The following is a 20003-nucleotide window of genomic DNA, read 5'->3' as shown; positions in this document are numbered from 1 at the left end:
ATCGTAAAGACAGCAACGTATACCTTGTAATTGTCTTTGTACATGCCTACAAACGATAGATTTAATGTAATATTTAAAAAAATCGGAGTAAAACGAACGAATGTGGTTTAGTCAAAGTATTACTGAAAATAATGACAAAATTCACAAAAAATACAATATTTAGTGAAAGATTTTCACTCTACACTGCTACATTTTTAGATAAATATGTTATGTTTTTTGCGTAAGGAGTGAAAAATATTTTCAGAATCTATGTATTTCATTTTAATTTAAAAAGGATAATATTCACATGAAGAACAAAAAATCGAATGCAATTACGTGTTTGATTGCTACCATGTTACTGATTCTATCGGGTTGTATTTCTCATAAAAAAGCAGTTCCTAGCGATAACGGGTGTAAAGAAAAAAATTGGGCTATTTGTTCAATTTTTTTAAAAGAAATCGAAAACTCAGATAAAAATCGTCCTACGAAAATTGCAATTTTAGATTCCGGAATAAGTAAACAAGTAGATTCCCTCCAAAAGTATGTTGTTAAAGAATACAACACTCTCGATAATTCATTTAAAACATCAGCCCAAAATGAGCATGGTACTATGATTGCTAGTATTATTGTCTCAACGTCTTTTAAAGATACTAGAGTTGGAATTAACGAAAATGTCCAACTATACGATGTTCAAGTCTTAGATTCGCAAGCAGATGGTAAAATAAAAAATACTGTAAAAGGAATTGATTGGGCTATTTCGCAAGAAGTCGATATCATTAATATGAGTTATGGCTTTTCATATAGTGATTTATCTCTAAAGAAAGCCATTAAGCGAGCTGCGAATGCCGGAATTCTTATTATAGCAGCTACTGGAAATACTTTTGGTTTGTCAACAGATTACCCTGCCCGATATCAAAATGTACTTTCGATTTCAGCAATCGACAAGAATAAGTCAATATATTCTTACGCAGGAAAAGGAAAGGTTGATTTTGTTGCTCCTGGAGTAGATGTACCTGTATTAAACTTAAACGGTAAACTAAAATTACAATCAGGCACTTCATTCTCAACAGCATATGCAACTGGAGTCATATCTCTTGTTATCAATGATCAAGACAATGAAACTATTATTAAGAGATTAAAAGAACACTCTGAAAAACTAGGTTCAAAGAATATATTTGGTGATGGTTTAATACAATTTAAGGAGGAATGATGTATGAAAAAAATGTTTATTACAGCTTTAATTTTTTCACTTTTTATTGCCAGTAGTGGTGTAACTTATGCTATAAACAACGAAACCGCTTCAAGTCCTTCAAGCGACTTACCGATAGTTGAAAAACTGGTATACGAAAAAGATGATGTGAAGTACGTTGAAACTAACGTACAAAATGAACAAATTGATCTTGAGACTACTTTAAAATTTGATGAGTTTAATAATCAATTATCTGCAGTTGCTTTATTAAAGAATGAAGATGGAAATGACTTAAAAAAGCATTTTTCAATAACGATTTTAGAAATTACTAACGAAGAAGACTTTAAAGCTCTATTTGTTGATAAAGAAACTAATGAACAGTACATATATGATAGTAAAGAATTGAAAGCCTCTGCATTTCCACTTGTAGCAGTAATAGTTGGTGTGATTGCACGACAAGGACTTAAAACTGCTATAAAAAATTGGTCGAAATCTGTAGTATCTTCAATGATAAGATCAATTCCTGCAGTCGCAAAAGAAGCAGCAAAAGATTTAGGATATTCTCAAACTAACTATCTTTCACATGGTCAAAAAGTCTTTATACGAAAAAAAGGAAAAGGACCGAAATATATTACTCCTGATACTGATGGTCACAATGGCGGTGCATGGAAAGGCGCAAGTTCAGTAAAAAACTTAGGAAAGAAAAAAACTAGATCAGGAACTTACGATCCTGAGCTAAAAAGAATTGGAGATTAAATAAACATGTTAGATCTTAGTAAATTTAATATCGATTTTAATATCATGAAAGAAACACCATACTTTCAAGCGGACGAAAAGTATCGTATTCGTTTTGATTTGGATGATTTGAATATTTATGAATTACGTGATTTATTAGGTACAACATTTAATAATGCTAAACAAATTAATCTGATTTTTGTGTCAGAATATATAACGAATAATCGTCGTCATTCCGCAAAAGCAAGAGTAGGAAAGTACATTTCAATCCGAAATTGGAAAGAAAATATTATACTGGACAAATCTATTCAGGAAGGTGCAGTGTATGCGAATGTAACAAACATAAAGTTTGATGAAGTCATTAAATATTGCATTAATGTTCGTAAAGGATGTACTCAAGCATACCTAGCATTTTACAACTCTGATTTCCTTGTATATGTAAGCACCGATGTAATTGATATAATTGGAACAGATTCTACAAAAATTGATAAGCTAAAAAGTGACTACTCTACTGTTTATAATACTTTTTATGATAAATAATATCAGTAGGCAGTAACGAAATACTCGTTATTGCCTTTTTTGTATAGTAACAAAAAAGTGTAGTAAGACTAATGAAAATAATCTTTATATTTTAGGTACTTGATTCATGTGTAGCTAGAGGAAATCATGTTATGTGTTCAATTGTCGACTTTCTCATTTCAGAAAAAATGGTCAGAGCGTAAAAATAAATTACAATCGATCAAACATCTAATCATTAACAACATCAATACTCTGCTTAAAAATATTCAACACAGTATAAAAGAACTTCATCAATATCATATTTTCTCGTCTACTCAGGCTATTAATGAAAGGCGCAACAAAAAGCTGAACAAAAAGGTGTGCATCTATGAAGATTTCTTACATAGCGATTCCCCTTGCCGTCCTATTGATGGCAGGATGTACAGATACGGAGACAACCTCATCTCCACCCGATCAAACGGAGCAAGTGACGCAACAGGACGACGCGACTACACAAAAGACTGATGCGAAGAAGGACTCTAATCAACATCCAGAAAAAGAGGCTGATACGAGTACAGTCACGCAATCAAAGGAGACGAATCCATCAACGGAATCAAAAACGAAGACTCCGCATGATTCTTTCACAGGATATAAGAAGATTACGATCGATGGCGGAGATCTGTCCGGTAGTCGTCAGGCGAACGTCGTCGTCGATATCGGCTTTGGTGACCGGAAATACTGGGCGTTCACGAATGAGCACGGTCAGCTGGTCCGCGTCATCGCGAAGAAGATTGTCCTCCAAGATGATGCAACGGAAGACGTCACACGTGACGGACGCTACTACTCGGACGAGGCGAAAGTGCCTGGCGTCGAACGTGCGGATCTCGATGAAGGACATATCATCGCCGATTCGCTCGGTGGTGTCTCAAACGCCTACAACATCACACCACAGAACAGCACCTTGAACCGTCATGGTGATCAGGCGTACATGGAAGACGTCATCCGCAAGGCAGATGGCGCGACGAACTTCGAGGCGCAAATCACTTATCCGGATACGTCGACGATGATTCCATCCGCATATCAGTATACCTACACGGTCCGTGGGAACACCGTCGTCGACCGGTTCAAGAACGGTAACCCGGACGAGACGAATGCGGCACTTGGCCTGACAAAGAAAAAGGATAAAAAAACAGAATCGTCAGCGAAGCCCTCTGCCGATACCACAGCGACCGAGGATGTCTCGCTCGTCGATACTGACGGCAATGGTCAAGTGACGATCCAGGAAGCGAAGGACGCAGGCTTTACGATGCCAATCACGGAGAAGCACTGGCTGTATCAATATATGCGGGACAACGATCATGACGGCATGGTCGGAGAATGAATCTTAGTCCAATCGAATAGTCGAAACATATTAGGGCAGTGACGAGATACTCGTCGCGCCTTTTTTCTTTCCCAGAAACGGAGGCATTGATGAGACGTCGAAAAAGCGGATTGAAAACAAGAGAAACGAGGAACATAATAAGAACAAATGTTCTTATTATGAAAAGGAGTGATTTAGATGATTTATCAAGACCGTGGCAATAAGAAGTGGATCCCGTTCCTCATGCCCGAACACAAAGGATTGCTAAAACGCTATTACCAAGAGGTCCATCATCTCAAGTTCGAGGATACGGAGGGACCGATCGACGGGACGATCGAGAACGCGTTGAACGACGCCATCTTCAGCGGTGACATCGTCACGGTGACGGCGATGAACGGTCCGTTGACGCATCGTTTCGATGCCTTCGTCGAGAAGCTCGACTATGTGCAAGAGGAGGTCTACCTAGTCAAACGAAATCTCGACGTCGAGATTGTTCCTTTCAAGCAAATATTGAGCGTCACTCTATCGGGCTGAAAAAATCATGGTCATCGATTGCCTAAACATAGTCAAAATTAAGATAGAATGACTATGTTTAGAACAATTTGAACATGATTCAATCTACTCAATCGTACTCATTCATGATATTCAGTAGCCGGGTTTCATCTCGCAGAGAATGTTCATTCTGAATCATCATCAATTCTATGTACTAAAAGCTCAATTTGTATTACAGTGTATTACAAAGGAGCTGATAATCATGAGTACCATTTCCGTACGTCTGGATGATCAGGATACACGACTCATCAAGGAATATGCGAAAGCAAAGAACATCACGATTTCTACAATCGTTCGCGATGCTGTCCTCGACCGCATCGAAGACGAAATCGATTTACAACTCTATCATGATTCGATGGCAGCACACCGTAAAAAATCAGAAGCGATCTCTTTCGGCGATATGATGAAGGAACTTGATTTAGAATGACAGCATATACGGTGGAGTTTGAGCGCGGAGCCCAAAAGTCTCTCAAGAAGATGGATCCCCAACAAGCGCGGATTATCATGTCCTGGATCAAGAAGAATCTGGTCGGGACGGATGATCCGCGTCGTCATGGTAGAGGGCTCGTCTCGAACAGATCGGGTGAATGGCGTTATCGCATTGGCGACTATCGTCTGATTGCTGACATCCAGGATGAAAAAGTCGTGATCTTGATTCTTGAAATTGGACATCGTCGTGATATCTATAAATAAGGCAGTTAGAACTCGCATCTGAGGAAATATGTGAGTTTTCTTTTTTGTCTATTTAACGACCGTTTTATATAATGATTGCAATAAAAATTTGTTCTTTATATAAATCATCATCATCATATATTCTAATAAAATTAAAATCGCGTGTAAAAAGTCTTCGAATACTCATAGACTTTTTACACGCGATTAAATTCAGTGCTTGGCTACTAATAAGTTCTGAAATCACTTCAAATGATTTCATATTTTTAACGTTCTAGCATTTACAGCAACAATGACGGTGCTAAGACTCATTAGTACTGCCCCAATGGCTGGGGATAAGATCACACCATAGGGAGCTAGAACGCCGGCTGCTAGTGGTATTGTTATAATATTATAACCAGCTGCCCACCATAGGTTTTGAATCATTTTGTTATAAGTGCTTCGGGAAAGTTCAAGGATAGAGAGAACATCTTTCGGATTACTTCTGACCAGTACGATATCAGCGGTTTCGACTGCCACGTCGGTTCCACTACCAATCGCAATCCCTACGTCAGCTTGTGCCAGTGCGGGTGCATCATTAATGCCATCACCCACCATGGCTACTTTCCTACCTTCCAATTGAATGTTCTTTACTTGTCTTGATTTATCATCAGGTAAAACTTCTGCATGAACTTCGTCAATACCCAACTGTTTGGCAACCCAATGTGCAACCTTTTTATTGTCACCAGTGAGCATGATTGAATTTATGCCTTTATTTTTAAGAGCAGTCACAGTCTCTTTCGCTTCTTCTCTTACTAAATCAGCAAGTGCAATCATTCCTAGTAATTGCTTGTTTTTCAATACAAATATGACAGTCTTTCCTTCTTCAGATAATTTTTCAAAAGCGAGCTCATCAACCGTTATTTTTTCTTGACGAATATATCGAGGACTCACTACACGAATTAACGTACCCTCTACTTTCCCTTCCAATCCGACTCCTGTAATAGACATAAAATCTTCAATCGACGGAAGTGATAGTTGTAGCTCTTCTGCTCTTTTTACTACACCTTTAGCAAGAGGATGTTGTGATGAACGTTCGACTCCCGCTGCTAGACGAAGTAGTTCGTTTGAGGAAATTTCATCAACCGGGATCAAATCCGTCACACCAAAATTACCTTGCGTCAAAGTACCTGTCTTATCAAAAATAATGGCGTCTAATTTCCGTGCCTCTTCAAATTGCGTCCGATTTCGAATCAATAAACCTTTCTTAGCAGACAGCGCCGTCGAGACAGAGACGACCAATGGCGCTGCAAGTCCTAGTGCATGGGGACACGAAATAACCATGACAGTCACCATACGTTCGATAGCAATGCTGAGCGGATATCCTAATGCAAGCCAAATGATAAATGTCAACACACCGGCAAAAACAGCGACATAGAAGAGAATTTTTGCTGCACGATTCGCTAAATTTTGTGTTTTAGATTTAGATGCCTGCGCTTCGCTGACTAATTCGATCACTTTCGATAAATACGTGCCTTCACCTGTATTTTTCGTTTCAACAGTCAAGCTTCCTTCTTGATTAATGGAGCCAGCAATTACGTTGTCGTCCATTTTCTTTTCGATGGGAAGAGATTCACCTGTCAGCATCGATTCATCAACTGTTGTTGCTCCTTTTATTATCTTACCGTCAACTGGAACTTGCTCCCCAGGTTTGATCAGAATCACGTCACCAGTCTGTAATTCCGACACCGCAATATCTTCTATTTTTTCATCATCAATTCGATGCGCAATACTGGGTAACAATTTGACTAATTCTTGTAGCGCGTTAGACGCGCCCATGATTGACTTCATTTCAATCCAATGTCCTAAAAGCATAATATCTATGAGCGTTGCTAACTCCCAGAAAAAGTCATGTCCCTCTCCTAGACCTAAGATGATTCCCACACTATAAAAGTATGCAACACTAATCGCTAAAGCGATCAACATCATCATCCCCGGATTTTTTTGTTTCATTTCGTCTAAGCTACCTTTTAAGAACGGCCATCCACCGTAGAAGTAGACAATTGTGGATAGCAAAAGCAAAACAACGTCGTCATATGGAAAGCTAATGTTGATACCCGACCATTCTTGAATCATTTTGGAAAGTAGCAGGATTGGAATGGTCAACATTAACGATACGAGAAATCTTTTCTTGAAGTCTCCGATCATTCCTTCATGTTCATGATGTGAAGCACTCATTTGTTGGTCTTCATGATGAGTATGTTCGTGATGGATATGGTGATTCATAAGAAAACCTCCTTTTACGTACTATATACCTGTATGGTGTATATAGAGAGATCATGACTATATAGAGCTACATATCGTTTTTACTTCCAGTTAAACTTATATATATAAATATAAAATGTATTTTGACACACTAAAAAATAAAAATTATCATACAAGTATAGGATATATTTTAAAAAATGAGACCATTTGTTTGAATAGGACTATTTAGCGCCAAAATCACAAGTACTGAAACTTTAAAAAGAATTAAAGGACAAGTTCGAGGTAGACATCAAATGATTGATGACAATTCATGAATTAACTGAACTAATGAAGACTATGGTCAAATGAACGAATAGGTACTATCGTGAACAGACAAATGAGCTAATACTAAAAACGCAATTAAAAAGCTTTGTTTTATGCACCTACAAAATTATCTCTAAGGAGAATCCAATCGTGAAACTTAACATACTCTTAAAAAGCGTAAGTCTTATTAGCCTATCCTTGATTGCGGTCGGCTGTGCTCACTCCCCGATGAAGTCTTCTACTCCTAATCATTCAAAGGAGGTAGATCATGCGAAACATATGAGCGGTGACAAGATTGAAGAAACATCATCATCGTTGATACTTCCCACGTTTTTAAAAACTCAACCTGAAGATGTACGAAATGTTTATCAAGCTGTAGGGAAAAATCGTAAACTACTAGAGAAAATACCTTGCTATTGCGGTTGCGGTGAAACAGTCAATCATAAAAATAATTATGATTGCTTTATAGAAGAAAACGCGACGAATGGATCGGTGAAATGGACAAGTCACGGAACGACATGCAGCACCTGTCTCGAGATTGCTGTAAAGTCTATTTTGAAGCAACGGGACGGAGAATCGGTTAAAGATATTCGTTCTGCAATCGATTCTTCATATAAAGATGGATACTCGAAGCCGACACCGACTCCCTTATGATTTTTATGATGACACTTTTGCTCCTATAGCAAGAGTGTCATTTCGTTTCATCCTCACTCCAACGATATCCTCTCCCCCAAATTGTTTTCAGATGCCTATCGATCGGGTAATCTAACTCTCTTAACTTTTCTCTAATCATCTTAATATGAGAATCAACTGTCCTCGGATCCGATTCTGACGTATAAGACCAAACGAATTCATAAAGCTCTAGTCTGTTGAACAGCCTTCCAGGATGTTGAAGGAATAGTCGCAGTAATGCATGTGCTTTTGGTGTAAAGTCAATCGACTTGCCATCTAGTAAAATTAAATTGTTGCTCTCATCGAACGTAAGTCCGTGGTAGATAACGGGTTCTTTTGCTTTCCTTCTCATGACAGACCGAACTCTTGCTAAAAGTACGTCCCCGTTAAACGGCTTTGTGACATAATCTGTAGCTCCAGCATCTAGTCCTTTGACGATGGATTCAGCATCATTTAGAGCCGTTATCATGATGATAGGGACTTCCGGGTGAGAATCCGTTATTTTCTTACATACTTCGAATCCATCGTACATTGGCATCATTACATCCAATAAAATCAAATCGAAGGTTTCTTTTTTCACTTTCTCTAAAGCTTCGATCCCATCATTCGCCATACTACATTCATATCCTATTGGTTCTAGATAGAGTCTTAATAATTGCCTCATTCTTATTTCATCATCAACAATTAATATTTTATCCATCCTAGTCACCACCTCTTACATTAAAATTTTTTAATAATAAATGATTGTTAGTCTATTTCCTCATAAATTTCACGAACTTTCTATATAATCAATTCAACCTATAGAATGGAGTTGATTTTCATGAAAGTGTTTATGAAGAGTTTGATCGTTATCCTCTATGTATCCTTATTTTCTCTCACCATACTACTGGTCTATAAGGGTTATGAACTTTTTCATAACTAAGTATCTTAGTGCTTATAAATAATGAAAGAGCATCAGCTTTTTAGCTCATACCTTTTTCGGCATGGCGACATAGATGCTCCTTCATTTTTAACACTTCGCTTTAAGCAATTAATTTACGACAGACTTTTGCACATTCATTACAGGCCTCAGCGCACTTTTTACAATGATCATGATCATGTTTCGAACATTCGTCGGCACATCTTTCACAAATTTCAACACAGCTTCTTGCAAGAACATCAATATTGCTGCTGTTTCGAGAAATAGCTTGTACTAAAAGACTACAAATTTCAGAACAATCTCTGTCTAGACGTATACACTCTGCCATCGAAGAAACATGATGTTCACTCAAACACGCATCAAAGCATTCATTACAAGTCACTATACAGTTGTGTAGGGCACCTAAGATTTCTTGTTGTCCAGTATTCATTCTAAAATACCTCCATTTTCCGTCTTTTTTGACTTACACAAAACCTATTTCCTTAGTTTGTGAAAAAAAGATGAAAACATTCACCTATTTTTTAGTCCACTTTCACCTGACCCATCATTCCGTTCTCTTCATGTTCAAGGATATGGCAATGGTACATGAATACCCCTTTTTCCTTGAAAGTCATCTGAATCTTAACTCGTTCATCTGGTTTTATAGCGATAGTGTCTTTTAGACCTGCTTCTTGATTATCCAGTTTCTGTCCGTTTCGCTCTAATACTTTGAATTGGACTCCATGAATGTGGAAGGGATGAGTCATTCCACCCATCATGTCTTTTTTATTATAGACCTCCCAAATTTCGGTTTCTCCTTGTTTCGCTTTAATATCGATTCTCTTCTCATCAAACTTTTTCCCATTGATTTCAACATTTTTGCCCATCCCGAAAAGAGTTAACTTTTGATTCACTGTAGACAAGGTCTTTAGCGGCTTTTCATATCCACTTTTCGGCGCCAATGCACTTAGGTTCGTCCCTTGTTTATCCTTCAGCTTGAAGTTAACGACCCTTACTCCATTCGTCTCAAATGAAACAGTCTCACCAATTTTTCTTTTTGAAAAGTCTACCAATACCTCTATACGTTCGCCTGGACTTAATTCAATTTTCTTTACGTTTTTCGGTTTTGAGATGTAACCACCATCATCAGCAATTTTTTTAAAGGATGAACCGTCAGATAGCTTCACTACGTAGTTACGTGCATTGGAGCCATTTATCAATCTGACTCTAAGTTGCGAATATTTTACGTTGAAATATGGATTAATCGTACCGTTTACGAGGAGGGTATCGCCTAAAGCCCCATCTGTTTTTTCTACATCAGCATATCCAAGGACATTCCTGTTTTTAACTTTTCGATCTTGAAGAATTAATGGAATATCATTTTCACCATATTTTTGAGGTAGCATCGTCTCTTTAGTTTTTTCATCTTTTACGTACAACAATCCTGCTAACCCCTTGTATACTTGTTCAGCAGTTTTCCCCATTGGATGTGGATGAAACCACAATGTCGATTCATCTTGCTTCACTTTAAACTTTACTACCTTCGTTTCACCAGCTTTCACGACTTGATGTGGTCCGCCATCTACGGATGATGGTACAACAAGACCGTGCCAATGGAATGTAGTCGCTTCTGATAAGCGATTCACCGTACGGATTGTTACCATTTTTCCTTTTTTCAATTCCACTACAGGACCTAAATAATTTCCGTTATATCCTAGAGTTTCAGTTTTTTTACTATCTCGGAAGAACTGTGTCTCCCCTTGTTTAGCGACAATCGTGTATTGAATGGAATTCTTGGTTTCACGATCGGATTTTAGCATCTTAGGGATGTTCAATCGTCGCTCTTTTTCTTCAGTTGATTTTAAATCGACACTCGCGCCATGTCCCATACCTTCCATCATAGTCTGATTTGTAGTAGTGTTCCCTCCATTCATCATAGATTTCATGTGCTGTTTGTTATTTGGCATAGTACCTCGGATAAAAAGTAAATACGAACCGCCCACTATAATCATGAGAGTAAAGATACCGATAGTTGCGATTAACCATCTTTTCTTCACATGGATCATTCCCTTCAATTAATTATTATCTTTAACTTAAAGAATGATTGTGAAAAAAATATGTCTTTCCACCCATGAATTTTATAGTTTTTTTCAATGTGTTACTTTTCTGCTCTCTGCAATGTTTCTGCAAATTTATGTGATAGAGTCTATGGAAAGCATAAAAAAACAATTGGAGGTAATTTTTATGAAATTAAAGAAAAAGATTTTTATGACAACTATGGCTGCTTCGCTTTCTTTAGCACTCGCTGCGTGCGGAAGCAATGGTGATGATTCTAAATCAACAGGAAGCATGGATAAAAATATGGACGGTATGGATCATTCGACGATGGACATGTCTGGATCAAAAGAGGTTCCGAAAGGGCTCCAAGAGGCTAAAAACCCTAAATTTAAAGTTGGCGACATGGCGATGATCAAAGAAGCACATATGGAAGGCATGAAAGGGGCCGAGGCTAAAATTGTAGGAGCTTATGATACTACTGCTTATAGCATTTCTTATGACCCTACAAATGGCGGGAAACGCGTCACGAATCATAAATGGATTATTCAAGAAGAGATTGTAGATGCCAAGTCATCTCCTTATAAAGTAGGCGATGAAGTAAAAGTAGACGCGGATCATATGAAAGGAATGAAGGATGCTACGGCCACTATCGACTCAGCTAAGCAAACAACAGTGTATATGATTGATTTCGAATCGACTACAGGTGAAGAAGTGAAAAATCATAAATGGGTGACTGAAGACGAACTATCTGCAGAATAAACGATAAACAAGAGAGGAACGGTTTTTTAACCGTTCCTCTCTTGTCTTATTTCTCCTTATTTAAGGAACCCACTTGTAACCAATTCCCCATACTGTGCGAAAGTGTTCTTCAATAGGAAACTCGAGTTTCCTAAGTTTTTCTCTTAAGTTTCTTACATGAGAGTCGACCGTTCGTTCATCTGTCCACTCATTTGCTAACCATAAACTTGAGAGCAGTTCCTCTCTTGAATAGACACGTTCTGGATTTTTTAATAACTTAGCAAGTAATGAAAATTCCTTTGGCGTGACTTTGACTAAATGATTATCATAATACAGCTCATGGGCGTCTTCATTTAAGATTAGACCCGACGATTCGATTTTTGATCCTGAAGAAACTGTAGTTCGTCTGAAAATCGATTGAATTCTTGCCTTCAATTCCGCCTCGTCGAACGGTTTCACAATGTAATCATCTGCTCCCAGTTGTAATCCTTTTACGATTTCTTCTTTTCCGTCGAGTGCTGTCAATAAAATGATTGGTACATTCGAAACTTCCCTTATCCTTTGACAGGTCTCAAAACCATCCATTAAAGGCATCATCACATCCAATATGATTAAGTCAGGCTCATCTACATCAATCAAGTTCAATATCTCTCTTCCGCTGTTCAGCTTAATACAGGTATAACTGTCTTGCAGATAGAGTTCAATCAGTTCTAACATTCGATTCTCATCATCTACCAAAGCAATGGTTCTCATCCTGGAATCCCCCTCAAGTCAATGACAACTTTCAGCCCGTTTTCTACATTAATAGCTACGATGGTCCCTTTGTGCGCTTCAACTATTTCTTTCGTGATAGCCAAACCGAGTCCAGTACCTCCTGTTTCACGATTTCGTGAAGAATCTACTCGATAAAAACGATCAAAAAGATACGGGAGTGATTGCTCATCCACACCACCACCTTCATCCGTAACTTCAATAAAGTTTTCATCAAGTTTTAAAAATACGCGTTTGTTCGCATGTGTATATTTTAGCGCGTTATCCAGTAAATTTAAGAGAACCTGATCAAATCTAGCTTGGTCTATCTCTTTGTAGATGGGAGTTTTATTAATTTGAAGAATTAATTTCACTTGTTTCTCCTCAAATTTAAAAATTATTCTTTCACTGATTTTTTTTAAGAAATCATTCATCTCTGTGATCTGAGGATCTATTTGAAAATGTGGCTCTTCCAATCTAGCAAGTTCAAACAAATCCTCAATCAGTTCTTGAAGTCTTTCGGATTCCTCATAGATAATATCTCCAAATCTCGATTCGTCTTTTTTGAGGAGTCCTGCATATCCCTTAATGTAGGTAATCGGCGTACGCAATTCATGTGTGATTGAAGTCAGAAATTGCTTTCTTGTATTTTGAATGTGACGTAAATCAACAGATAACTTAGTGATCGCTCGTGCTAAATCTCCTACTTCGTCGCTTCTCTCAGCTTCTCTGATTTTCAGCACCTCGCCTTTACTTAACTTTACCGTTGCCTCTTTCATTGATAAAAGTGGCTTTATAATGATATAACTCAAAAAATAAACACTTACTAATAGAAAAAGTACTAACAAGAATAGAGAGAACACTACTTGTTGTTTCAATTCCCCCATCAAATGCTGTATATACTTCGTCGGCTCTAACATAATTATTTGACCGCCATCTTCAATATTACTCACCGTCACTAAAAATTTGCCCTCTCTCCAATTACCTTCTACGATTCCATCCTTTTTTTGAATCCAATCCGGGTTCAAAAATTGTTCAGCGTCGTTAGATGAATCGACGACTTGATTATTTTTGTCTAAGATAATCACATCAGTCATCGCCTTTTCCTCCATTAAAACAACGTGTTCAACTGTTTGCTTGTCGAAGTTAGTGGAAAGAACATCTCGATGACTATTGCCTCTCTCTTGAAGGCTCTCCAGTTCACTTTCTACTTGTTGATGCTCAAGAATGTTGTATACAATAGCAGATGAGAGAATGAAAATCATGAGAATCCCGAAAAAATAAAATAACGTTATTTTAAATGAAAGTTTATTCATAAAGTACCTTTCTCATTTAAGATGATTACATATAAAAACAAACTGTTGAGATTTAGAAAAGAAAGTATTCTTCATTTAGGCGATACACAAAAGAGCTTTTATCATTTGATTCTTTTAAAAGGACAATTCCTTGAATATTGCTCCACAAATAATTAGCGAAATCATAATCACTAAAAATAGCCTCACGAGTAGAATGCGTCATGAAACATTCTATTTTTGTAATCGTATATATTCCCTCCGAATCACGTTGATAATCGAAAGAAAAAGAACCCTTTATATTAAGCCTTTGAGCAATTATTGCTACGCACTCCTCTAAAATTGAGTTGGCAAACACCTCGTATGAAAGAACAGTATCTTGGTACCGTTCATACTCTTCTCTCATAAAACAGCAAATCACTTCACTAGATCGATAATCGACATATGCATCAATTTTCCCCACCTTTACACCTTCAGGCGCATTCTTTATCTGGTCAAAAGAATAAGTGAAAGTATTACCTTGAACCGAAAATGAATCATGAAGTACTGTTTTATCCCAGTCAAAGGATGTTATAAACGCTACGTTATTTTTTCTCATTTTCAACTTATGTTTTGATAACGTAGATGCTTCTTGTTCGCTTAAAGGGATAATCCAGCCTATTTCTTGAGAAGTACAATATTCAATCAGATTACTAATATACCCTTCTTCTGATTCTTTTTTTGAAAATGAATCAAAATATTTAAAATCAGGAAATAGCTTTCGAATCCATCCTTCTTTTGAAGAAATATGAATATCTATACTTACAGGTTTAAGTTGTTTTATGTTCTCCATCACTTTCCAGTTTTCCTCTACTCCCATTATCAGGACATTTTCACGAGACATTTACGATGCATCTCCTTTCGAAATAGAAAATAGAGCGTCAGAACCCTCTAAACCCTGTAAAATCAATCAATATTGTAGTTAGTTTCGTCAGACCATCGAAATACAATATGATACCTAATAAAATCATAAACCAGCCACCTATTTTCATAACCTTTGAAGAATAATTCATTAAGTATCTGGATTTCCCGACCAAAAACGACATCAAGAAAAATGGAATAGAAAAACCAAGTACATAAAAGAGCATATATAAAAATCCATTACTAGGATTCGTGGCGATCAAAGCAATAACTCCAGCGAGGATTGGTCCTGTACAAGGAGTCCATCCAGCAGCCGATCCGACTCCGACAATAAACGTTCCGATATAACCACGCTTTCTTTTTCCTAAGTTCATTCTTCGCTCTTTAAGTAAAAATATTGGGGTCCACAGACCAGTTAAAATAACACCGAATATGAATAAAATAAGTGCACCGCTCATCCGTAGAACATCTTTATACACTATAAAAAAATCAGCCAAATATGACGTTGAAAAACCCATCACTAAAAATACGCTCGAAAATCCAAGTAAGAAAACGAATGTATGGGGAACACCATTCCAGTTCCACTTTTTATTTTCTTTTAACTCTGTAACTGAAATTCCTGTAATGTAAGATAGAAAAACAGGATACAAAGCTAGGCAACATGGCGAGATAAAAGATAAAAACCCTGCTCCAAAAGCTAACAAAAAAGATAACTCCATCAAATTCCTCCCGAACTCTAAAAAATAAATCTTTTTTTAAGATGTATAAAAAAGAAATGTGTTTAATTTTAAACATAAAATCTGTTTGTGAAAAAACTATGCATTTTTTGATTAAATCTCGTATCAATTTTTGAAATGAATTTGATACACTTTTTTGTAATATAGTGATGCTATACTCCTTTTAACAAATCGTTTGTCACCGTATCTTTATCTTTAAAGGAGTACAACTAATGAAAAACAAGGTAATACTTATCGCTTCTAGCGTCTTACTCACAACAACTTTTTCAATGCATAGCCCAAAAGTTGAAGCAAGTAGTGCATATAAAGTAAAAGTAAAGACAGACAATCTCCGTGTTCGGACTGGTCCTTCTCTCAATTACAATATAGTCGGCGTGACTAACACTGGTCAGACTTTTTCTTATTTAGGAAAAAAAGGAGCTTGGACAAAAGTACTTTACAAAGGGAACACACGGTATATCTATAGTTCTTACCTAAAAAAATATAAGAGCCACGTTGCAAAAAATATGACGTATAATGAGTCTCTTTTTGCTTCTCCTACTAAAGGGAGGCTGACCCAAGGATACGGAAAATCTAATGGCGCTTACGGTTATACATTCCATAATGGCGTTGATCTAGCTGCAACAAAAGGCACACCTGTCTATGCTTCTGCGAGTGGAAAAGTCACTACCTCTAAAAACAGCGGTGCATATGGTAAACACGTTATGATTTCACATAGTCTAAAGAATCAAAAATACGTAACCGTTTATGCTCATATGAATAGTCTTTCGGTAAAAAGTGGTCAGACAGTCTCTAAAGGTATGAAGATTGGAACAGTTGGGAATACAGGAAACTCGTTCGGAAATCATTTACACTTTGAGATTCATAAAAACAGTTATAAATACAGCAGTTATTCTGCAGCGAATAGTGTCAACCCATTGAACTATTTGTAACCTAAAAAAAGAAGAGAGGATGTCCTAAGACAGCATCTTTTCAGATCATAGAAAAACCCTCATTTCGACGTCGAAATGAGGGTTTTTCTATGATCTGAAGCGACTTCATCAAGTCATTTATATTGAAGTGGATTGCTGTGATCTAGCGTCTCATAAGACTTGTCTCAAAAGTGAGGTGATATTTTGCGGAAAATTGGTTATGTACGTGTCAGTTCAACTAGTCAAAACCCTTCAAGACAATTTCAGCAGCTAAGCGAATTCGGAATGGATATTATATACGAAGAAAAAGTTTCTGGGGCAACGAAGGAACGTGAGCAACTTCAAAAAATGTTAGAGGACTTACAAGATGGTGACACCATTTATGTTACAGATTTAACTCGAATTACTCGTAGTACACAAGATTTATTTGAATTGATCGATTACATACGAAGGAAAAAAGACAGCTTAAAATCACTCAAGGATACATGGCTAGATTTATCAGAGGATAATCCATACAGCCAATTCTTAATTACAGTAATGGCTGGTGTTAACCAGTTAGAGAGAGATCTTATCCGTATGCGTCAACGTGAAGGGATTGAGCTGGCTAAGAAAGAAGGAAAGTTTAAAGGTCGGATAAAGAAATATCATAAAAATCATGCGGGAATGAATTATGCAGTAAAGCTATATAAAGAAGGAAATATGACTGTAAATCAAATTTGTGAAATTACAAATGTGTCTAGGGCTTCATTATATAGAAAGCTATCGGAAGAGAACAAATAGTTCAGTCCTATTCCATTAATTGGCCAGATAATGTTATGTACTTAAAGTCTTATGCAGTTTGGTTATTTTGTTATTAGAATTGGGTACTCCAATTCTTTTTTTATGAATTTTTTTACTCATTCAAATAAACACTTGAATGAATTATTAAAAATGGTTATACTATATTCAAATAAACACTTGAATGATATTGGGGTGAGAATGTGATTAAGAAAGATACTTGTGAAATTTATTGTTATGACGAAGAAAAGGTCAATCGAATACAAGGTAATTTACAGACAGTAGATATTTCTAATGTTGCCCAAATGTTAAAAGCTATTGCAGATGAAAATAGAGCAAAAATTACCTATGCTTTATGTCAAGATGACGAACTGTGTGTGTGTGATATAGCAAATATTATAGGTGTTACGGTTGCAAATGCCTCTCATCACCTGCGAACGCTCCATAAGCAAGGGATTGTTAAGTTTCGAAAAGAGGGAAAACTTGCATTTTATTCATTAGATGATGAGCATATCAGACAAATTATGATGATTGCATTGGCACATAAGAAAGAGGTGAAGATCAATGTCTAGTGGGAAAGCAAAACTGTCTGAAGAAGAAATGAAAGCCTATCGTGTTCAAGGATTTACTTGTACTAACTGTGCAGCCATTTTTGAAAATAATGTTAAAGAACTTCCCGGTGTTCAGGATGCGAAAGTAAATTTCGGAGCATCTAAAGTTTATGTTAAAGGGACGACAACCATTGAAGAATTAGAAAAAGCAGGAGCATTTGAAAATTTAAAAATTCGAGATGAAAAAGAACAAAGGGTAGAACGAGAACCTTTTTGGAAGCAGAAAGAAAACATTAAGGTATATATATCAGCTCTTTTACTTGTAGTTAGCTGGTTCTTAGGAGAGCAGTATGGTGAAGAGCATGTTCTACCGACAATTGGTTATGCAGCGTCCATTTTAATCGGTGGATATTCGTTATTCATTAAAGGTCTCAAAAATCTAAGCAGATTAAATTTCGATATGAATACGCTTATGACTATTGCAATTATAGGAGCTGCAATCATTGGTGAATGGGGTGAAGGGGCAACCGTTGTTATCCTATTTGCGATTAGTGAAGCATTAGAGCGTTATTCAATGGATAAAGCACGTCAATCTATTGAATCTTTAATGGATATTGCCCCAAAAGAAGCGTTAATTCGACGAGGCAATGAAGAAATGATGATTCATGTTGATGATATTCAAGTTGGAGACATCATGATTGTTAAGCCCGGTCAAAAGTTAGCAATGGATGGAATAGTGGTTAAAGGTACATCGACATTAAATCAGGCTGCGATTACAGGTGAAAGTGTTCCAGTAACGAAAACCACAAATGATGAAGTATTTGCAGGAACCTTGAATGAAGAAGGGTTACTTGAGGTTAAAGTAACAAAACGAGTTGAAGATACTACTCTTTCAAAAATCATTCACTTGGTAGAAGAAGCCCAAGCAGAACGGGCCCCTTCTCAAGCGTTTGTCGATAAATTTGCAAAATACTATACACCAGCTATTGTCATACTAGCTCTTTTAATTGCGGTAGTTCCACCATTATTTGGCGGAGACTGGAGCCAATGGATTTATCAAGGCTTAGCTGTATTAGTGGTTGGTTGTCCTTGTGCCTTAGTAGTCTCAACTCCAGTTGCTGTGGTTACAGCAATAGGAAATGCAGCGAAAAATGGTGTTTTAATTAAAGGTGGTATCCATTTAGAAGAAGCAGGACACTTAAAAGCGATAGCCTTTGATAAAACAGGAACATTAACCAAAGGGATTCCTGCTGTAACAGACATTGTGACATATGGTAGAAATGAAAATGAATTAATGACCATAACAGCAGCCATTGAAAAAGGATCACAGCACCCTCTTGCTTCAGCGATTATGCGAAAAGCAGAAGAAAATGGATTAAAATTCAACGAAGTAACAGTAGAGGATTTTCAATCCATTACAGGTAAAGGCGTTAAAGCCAAAATAAATAATGAAATGTATTATGTGGGAAGTCCAAATCTTTTTGAAAAATTACACGGAAGCATTTCAAGCGATAGGAAAGAAAAAATTGCCGATATGCAAACTCAAGGTAAAACGGTGATGGTGTTAGGAACAGAAAAAGAAATTCTTTCGTTTATTGCCGTTGCCGATGAAATGAGGGAATCGTCTAAAGAAGTTATCGGCAAGTTGAACAATATGGGAATCGAAACAGTGATGCTAACAGGCGATAACCAAAGAACGGCAACAGCCATCGGAAAACAAGTTGGTGTTTCGGATATTAAAGCTGACTTACTTCCAGAAGATAAGCTTAATTTTATTAAAGAACTTCGAGAAAAACATCAAAGTGTGGGGATGGTCGGAGATGGCGTGAATGATGCTCCAGCCCTTGCGGCATCTACCGTTGGTGTAGCAATGGGTGGTGCTGGAACTGATACAGCTTTAGAAACGGCTGACATCGCCTTAATGTCTGATGATTTGAGTAAATTGCCATATACAATAAAATTAAGCCGTAAGGCTTTAGCAATCATCAAGCAAAACATTACCTTCTCTTTGGCGATTAAATTAGTGGCATTACTTTTGGTCATGCCCGGTTGGTTAACACTTTGGATAGCTATATTTGCTGATATGGGAGCAACTTTACTTGTAACATTAAACAGTTTACGCTTATTGAAAATCAAAGAATAGGTTCTAAAATGGGCGTCAACTATCGGGTGCGATCATTGAAAACAATG

21 protein-coding genes are annotated in these 20003 nt (G+C 37.1%); 13 read left to right on the top strand and 8 right to left on the bottom strand.

The window, feature by feature from the left end:
• The first annotated feature begins 286 nt into the window (after positions 1-286).
• From KNQ12_RS14190 to KNQ12_RS14160, 7 genes are all read left to right on the top strand, one after another.
• The gene (locus tag KNQ12_RS14190; protein WP_251055861.1) at positions 287-1189 is read left to right on the top strand and encodes a S8 family peptidase; all 903 of its coding nucleotides are present in this window, start codon (positions 287-289) and stop codon (positions 1187-1189) included.
• A gap of 3 nt (positions 1190-1192) precedes the next feature.
• Positions 1193-1924: an SAR2788 family putative toxin gene (locus tag KNQ12_RS14185; RefSeq protein WP_214749373.1), complete on the top strand. Its 732-nt coding sequence runs from the start codon at positions 1193-1195 to the stop codon at positions 1922-1924.
• Positions 1925-1930: 6 nt separating this feature from the next.
• The gene (locus KNQ12_RS14180; protein WP_214749376.1) at positions 1931-2443 is read left to right on the top strand and encodes a hypothetical protein; all 513 of its coding nucleotides are present in this window, start codon (positions 1931-1933) and stop codon (positions 2441-2443) included.
• A gap of 346 nt (positions 2444-2789) precedes the next feature.
• Complete coding sequence (locus KNQ12_RS14175) at positions 2790-3782, top strand: DNA/RNA non-specific endonuclease (RefSeq protein ID WP_214749379.1); 993 nt, start codon at positions 2790-2792, stop codon at positions 3780-3782.
• A 177-nt stretch (positions 3783-3959) separates the two neighbouring features.
• A complete protein-coding gene (locus KNQ12_RS14170; protein ID WP_214749382.1) occupies positions 3960-4295 on the top strand; it encodes a YolD-like family protein in 336 nt (111 codons plus the stop codon).
• Positions 4296-4515: 220 nt separating this feature from the next.
• Positions 4516-4740 (top strand): type II toxin-antitoxin system RelB family antitoxin, encoded by a 225-nt coding sequence (relB, locus tag KNQ12_RS14165; RefSeq protein ID WP_214749385.1) that lies wholly within the window; start codon positions 4516-4518, stop codon positions 4738-4740.
• Positions 4737-5006 carry a type II toxin-antitoxin system RelE family toxin gene (locus KNQ12_RS14160; protein ID WP_058266059.1) on the top strand — a complete coding sequence of 90 codons (270 nt, stop codon included), beginning with the start codon at positions 4737-4739 and terminating at the stop codon, positions 5004-5006. The genes relB and KNQ12_RS14160 overlap by 4 nt, the downstream gene beginning before the upstream one ends.
• Before the next feature lie 234 nt (positions 5007-5240).
• Here KNQ12_RS14160 and KNQ12_RS14155 read toward each other — a convergent pair whose 3' ends face one another.
• Positions 5241-7247, bottom strand: coding sequence for a heavy metal translocating P-type ATPase (locus KNQ12_RS14155; RefSeq protein WP_214749389.1), 2007 nt, complete (start codon positions 7245-7247; stop codon positions 5241-5243).
• Positions 7248-7679: 432 nt separating this feature from the next.
• Between KNQ12_RS14155 and KNQ12_RS14150 the strand changes: the two genes are divergently transcribed.
• Entirely contained in the window at positions 7680-8183 is a 504-nt protein-coding gene (locus KNQ12_RS14150; RefSeq protein WP_214749392.1) for a PCYCGC motif-containing (lipo)protein, read from the top strand.
• Between the two features lie 37 nt (positions 8184-8220).
• On the opposite strand, the gene KNQ12_RS14145 is transcribed toward KNQ12_RS14150, so the two are convergent.
• The 3 genes from KNQ12_RS14145 to KNQ12_RS14135 form a co-directional block, all read right to left on the bottom strand.
• Positions 8221-8901, bottom strand: a complete 681-nt coding sequence (locus KNQ12_RS14145; protein WP_047394277.1) for a response regulator transcription factor — start codon at positions 8899-8901, stop codon at positions 8221-8223.
• Between the two features lie 322 nt (positions 8902-9223).
• A complete protein-coding gene (locus KNQ12_RS14140) occupies positions 9224-9550 on the bottom strand; it encodes a four-helix bundle copper-binding protein (RefSeq protein WP_071908772.1) in 327 nt (108 codons plus the stop codon).
• A 91-nt stretch (positions 9551-9641) separates the two neighbouring features.
• Positions 9642-11156: a multicopper oxidase family protein gene (locus KNQ12_RS14135; RefSeq protein WP_214775476.1), complete on the bottom strand. Its 1515-nt coding sequence runs from the start codon at positions 11154-11156 to the stop codon at positions 9642-9644.
• A gap of 187 nt (positions 11157-11343) precedes the next feature.
• Between KNQ12_RS14135 and KNQ12_RS14130 the strand changes: the two genes are divergently transcribed.
• Positions 11344-11916 carry a YdhK family protein gene (locus tag KNQ12_RS14130; protein WP_214749398.1) on the top strand — a complete coding sequence of 191 codons (573 nt, stop codon included), beginning with the start codon at positions 11344-11346 and terminating at the stop codon, positions 11914-11916.
• A 60-nt stretch (positions 11917-11976) separates the two neighbouring features.
• On the opposite strand, the gene KNQ12_RS14125 is transcribed toward KNQ12_RS14130, so the two are convergent.
• The 4 genes from KNQ12_RS14125 to KNQ12_RS14110 are packed head-to-tail and all read right to left on the bottom strand — an operon-like array spanning position 11977 to position 15556.
• Positions 11977-12648 carry a response regulator transcription factor gene (locus tag KNQ12_RS14125; protein WP_029343435.1) on the bottom strand — a complete coding sequence of 224 codons (672 nt, stop codon included), beginning with the start codon at positions 12646-12648 and terminating at the stop codon, positions 11977-11979.
• Positions 12645-13961, bottom strand: coding sequence for a sensor histidine kinase (locus tag KNQ12_RS14120; protein ID WP_050678843.1), 1317 nt, complete (start codon positions 13959-13961; stop codon positions 12645-12647). The genes KNQ12_RS14125 and KNQ12_RS14120 overlap by 4 nt, the downstream gene beginning before the upstream one ends.
• 52 nt (positions 13962-14013) lie before the next feature.
• A complete protein-coding gene (locus tag KNQ12_RS14115; RefSeq protein ID WP_214749401.1) occupies positions 14014-14820 on the bottom strand; it encodes a hypothetical protein in 807 nt (268 codons plus the stop codon).
• A gap of 37 nt (positions 14821-14857) precedes the next feature.
• Complete coding sequence (locus tag KNQ12_RS14110; RefSeq protein WP_034786404.1) at positions 14858-15556, bottom strand: cytochrome c biogenesis CcdA family protein; 699 nt, start codon at positions 15554-15556, stop codon at positions 14858-14860.
• 230 nt (positions 15557-15786) lie between these two features.
• Between KNQ12_RS14110 and KNQ12_RS14105 the strand changes: the two genes are divergently transcribed.
• From KNQ12_RS14105 to KNQ12_RS14090, 4 genes are all read left to right on the top strand, one after another.
• Positions 15787-16506, top strand: coding sequence for a peptidoglycan DD-metalloendopeptidase family protein (locus KNQ12_RS14105; RefSeq protein WP_214749405.1), 720 nt, complete (start codon positions 15787-15789; stop codon positions 16504-16506).
• A 183-nt stretch (positions 16507-16689) separates the two neighbouring features.
• Positions 16690-17265 (top strand): recombinase family protein, encoded by a 576-nt coding sequence (locus tag KNQ12_RS14100; protein ID WP_214749408.1) that lies wholly within the window; start codon positions 16690-16692, stop codon positions 17263-17265.
• Between the two features lie 200 nt (positions 17266-17465).
• Entirely contained in the window at positions 17466-17834 is a 369-nt protein-coding gene (locus tag KNQ12_RS14095; protein WP_214749411.1) for an ArsR/SmtB family transcription factor, read from the top strand.
• Positions 17827-19956 carry a heavy metal translocating P-type ATPase gene (locus tag KNQ12_RS14090; RefSeq protein ID WP_214749414.1) on the top strand — a complete coding sequence of 710 codons (2130 nt, stop codon included), beginning with the start codon at positions 17827-17829 and terminating at the stop codon, positions 19954-19956. The genes KNQ12_RS14095 and KNQ12_RS14090 overlap by 8 nt, the downstream gene beginning before the upstream one ends.
• The last annotated feature ends 47 nt before the right edge of the window (positions 19957-20003 follow it).

Source organism: Exiguobacterium sp. s11, assembly GCF_018619015.1.
GTDB classification, from domain to species: Bacteria; Bacillota; Bacilli; order Exiguobacteriales; family Exiguobacteriaceae; genus Exiguobacterium_A; species Exiguobacterium_A indicum.
This window is presented reverse-complemented; position numbering and strand designations above follow the sequence as displayed.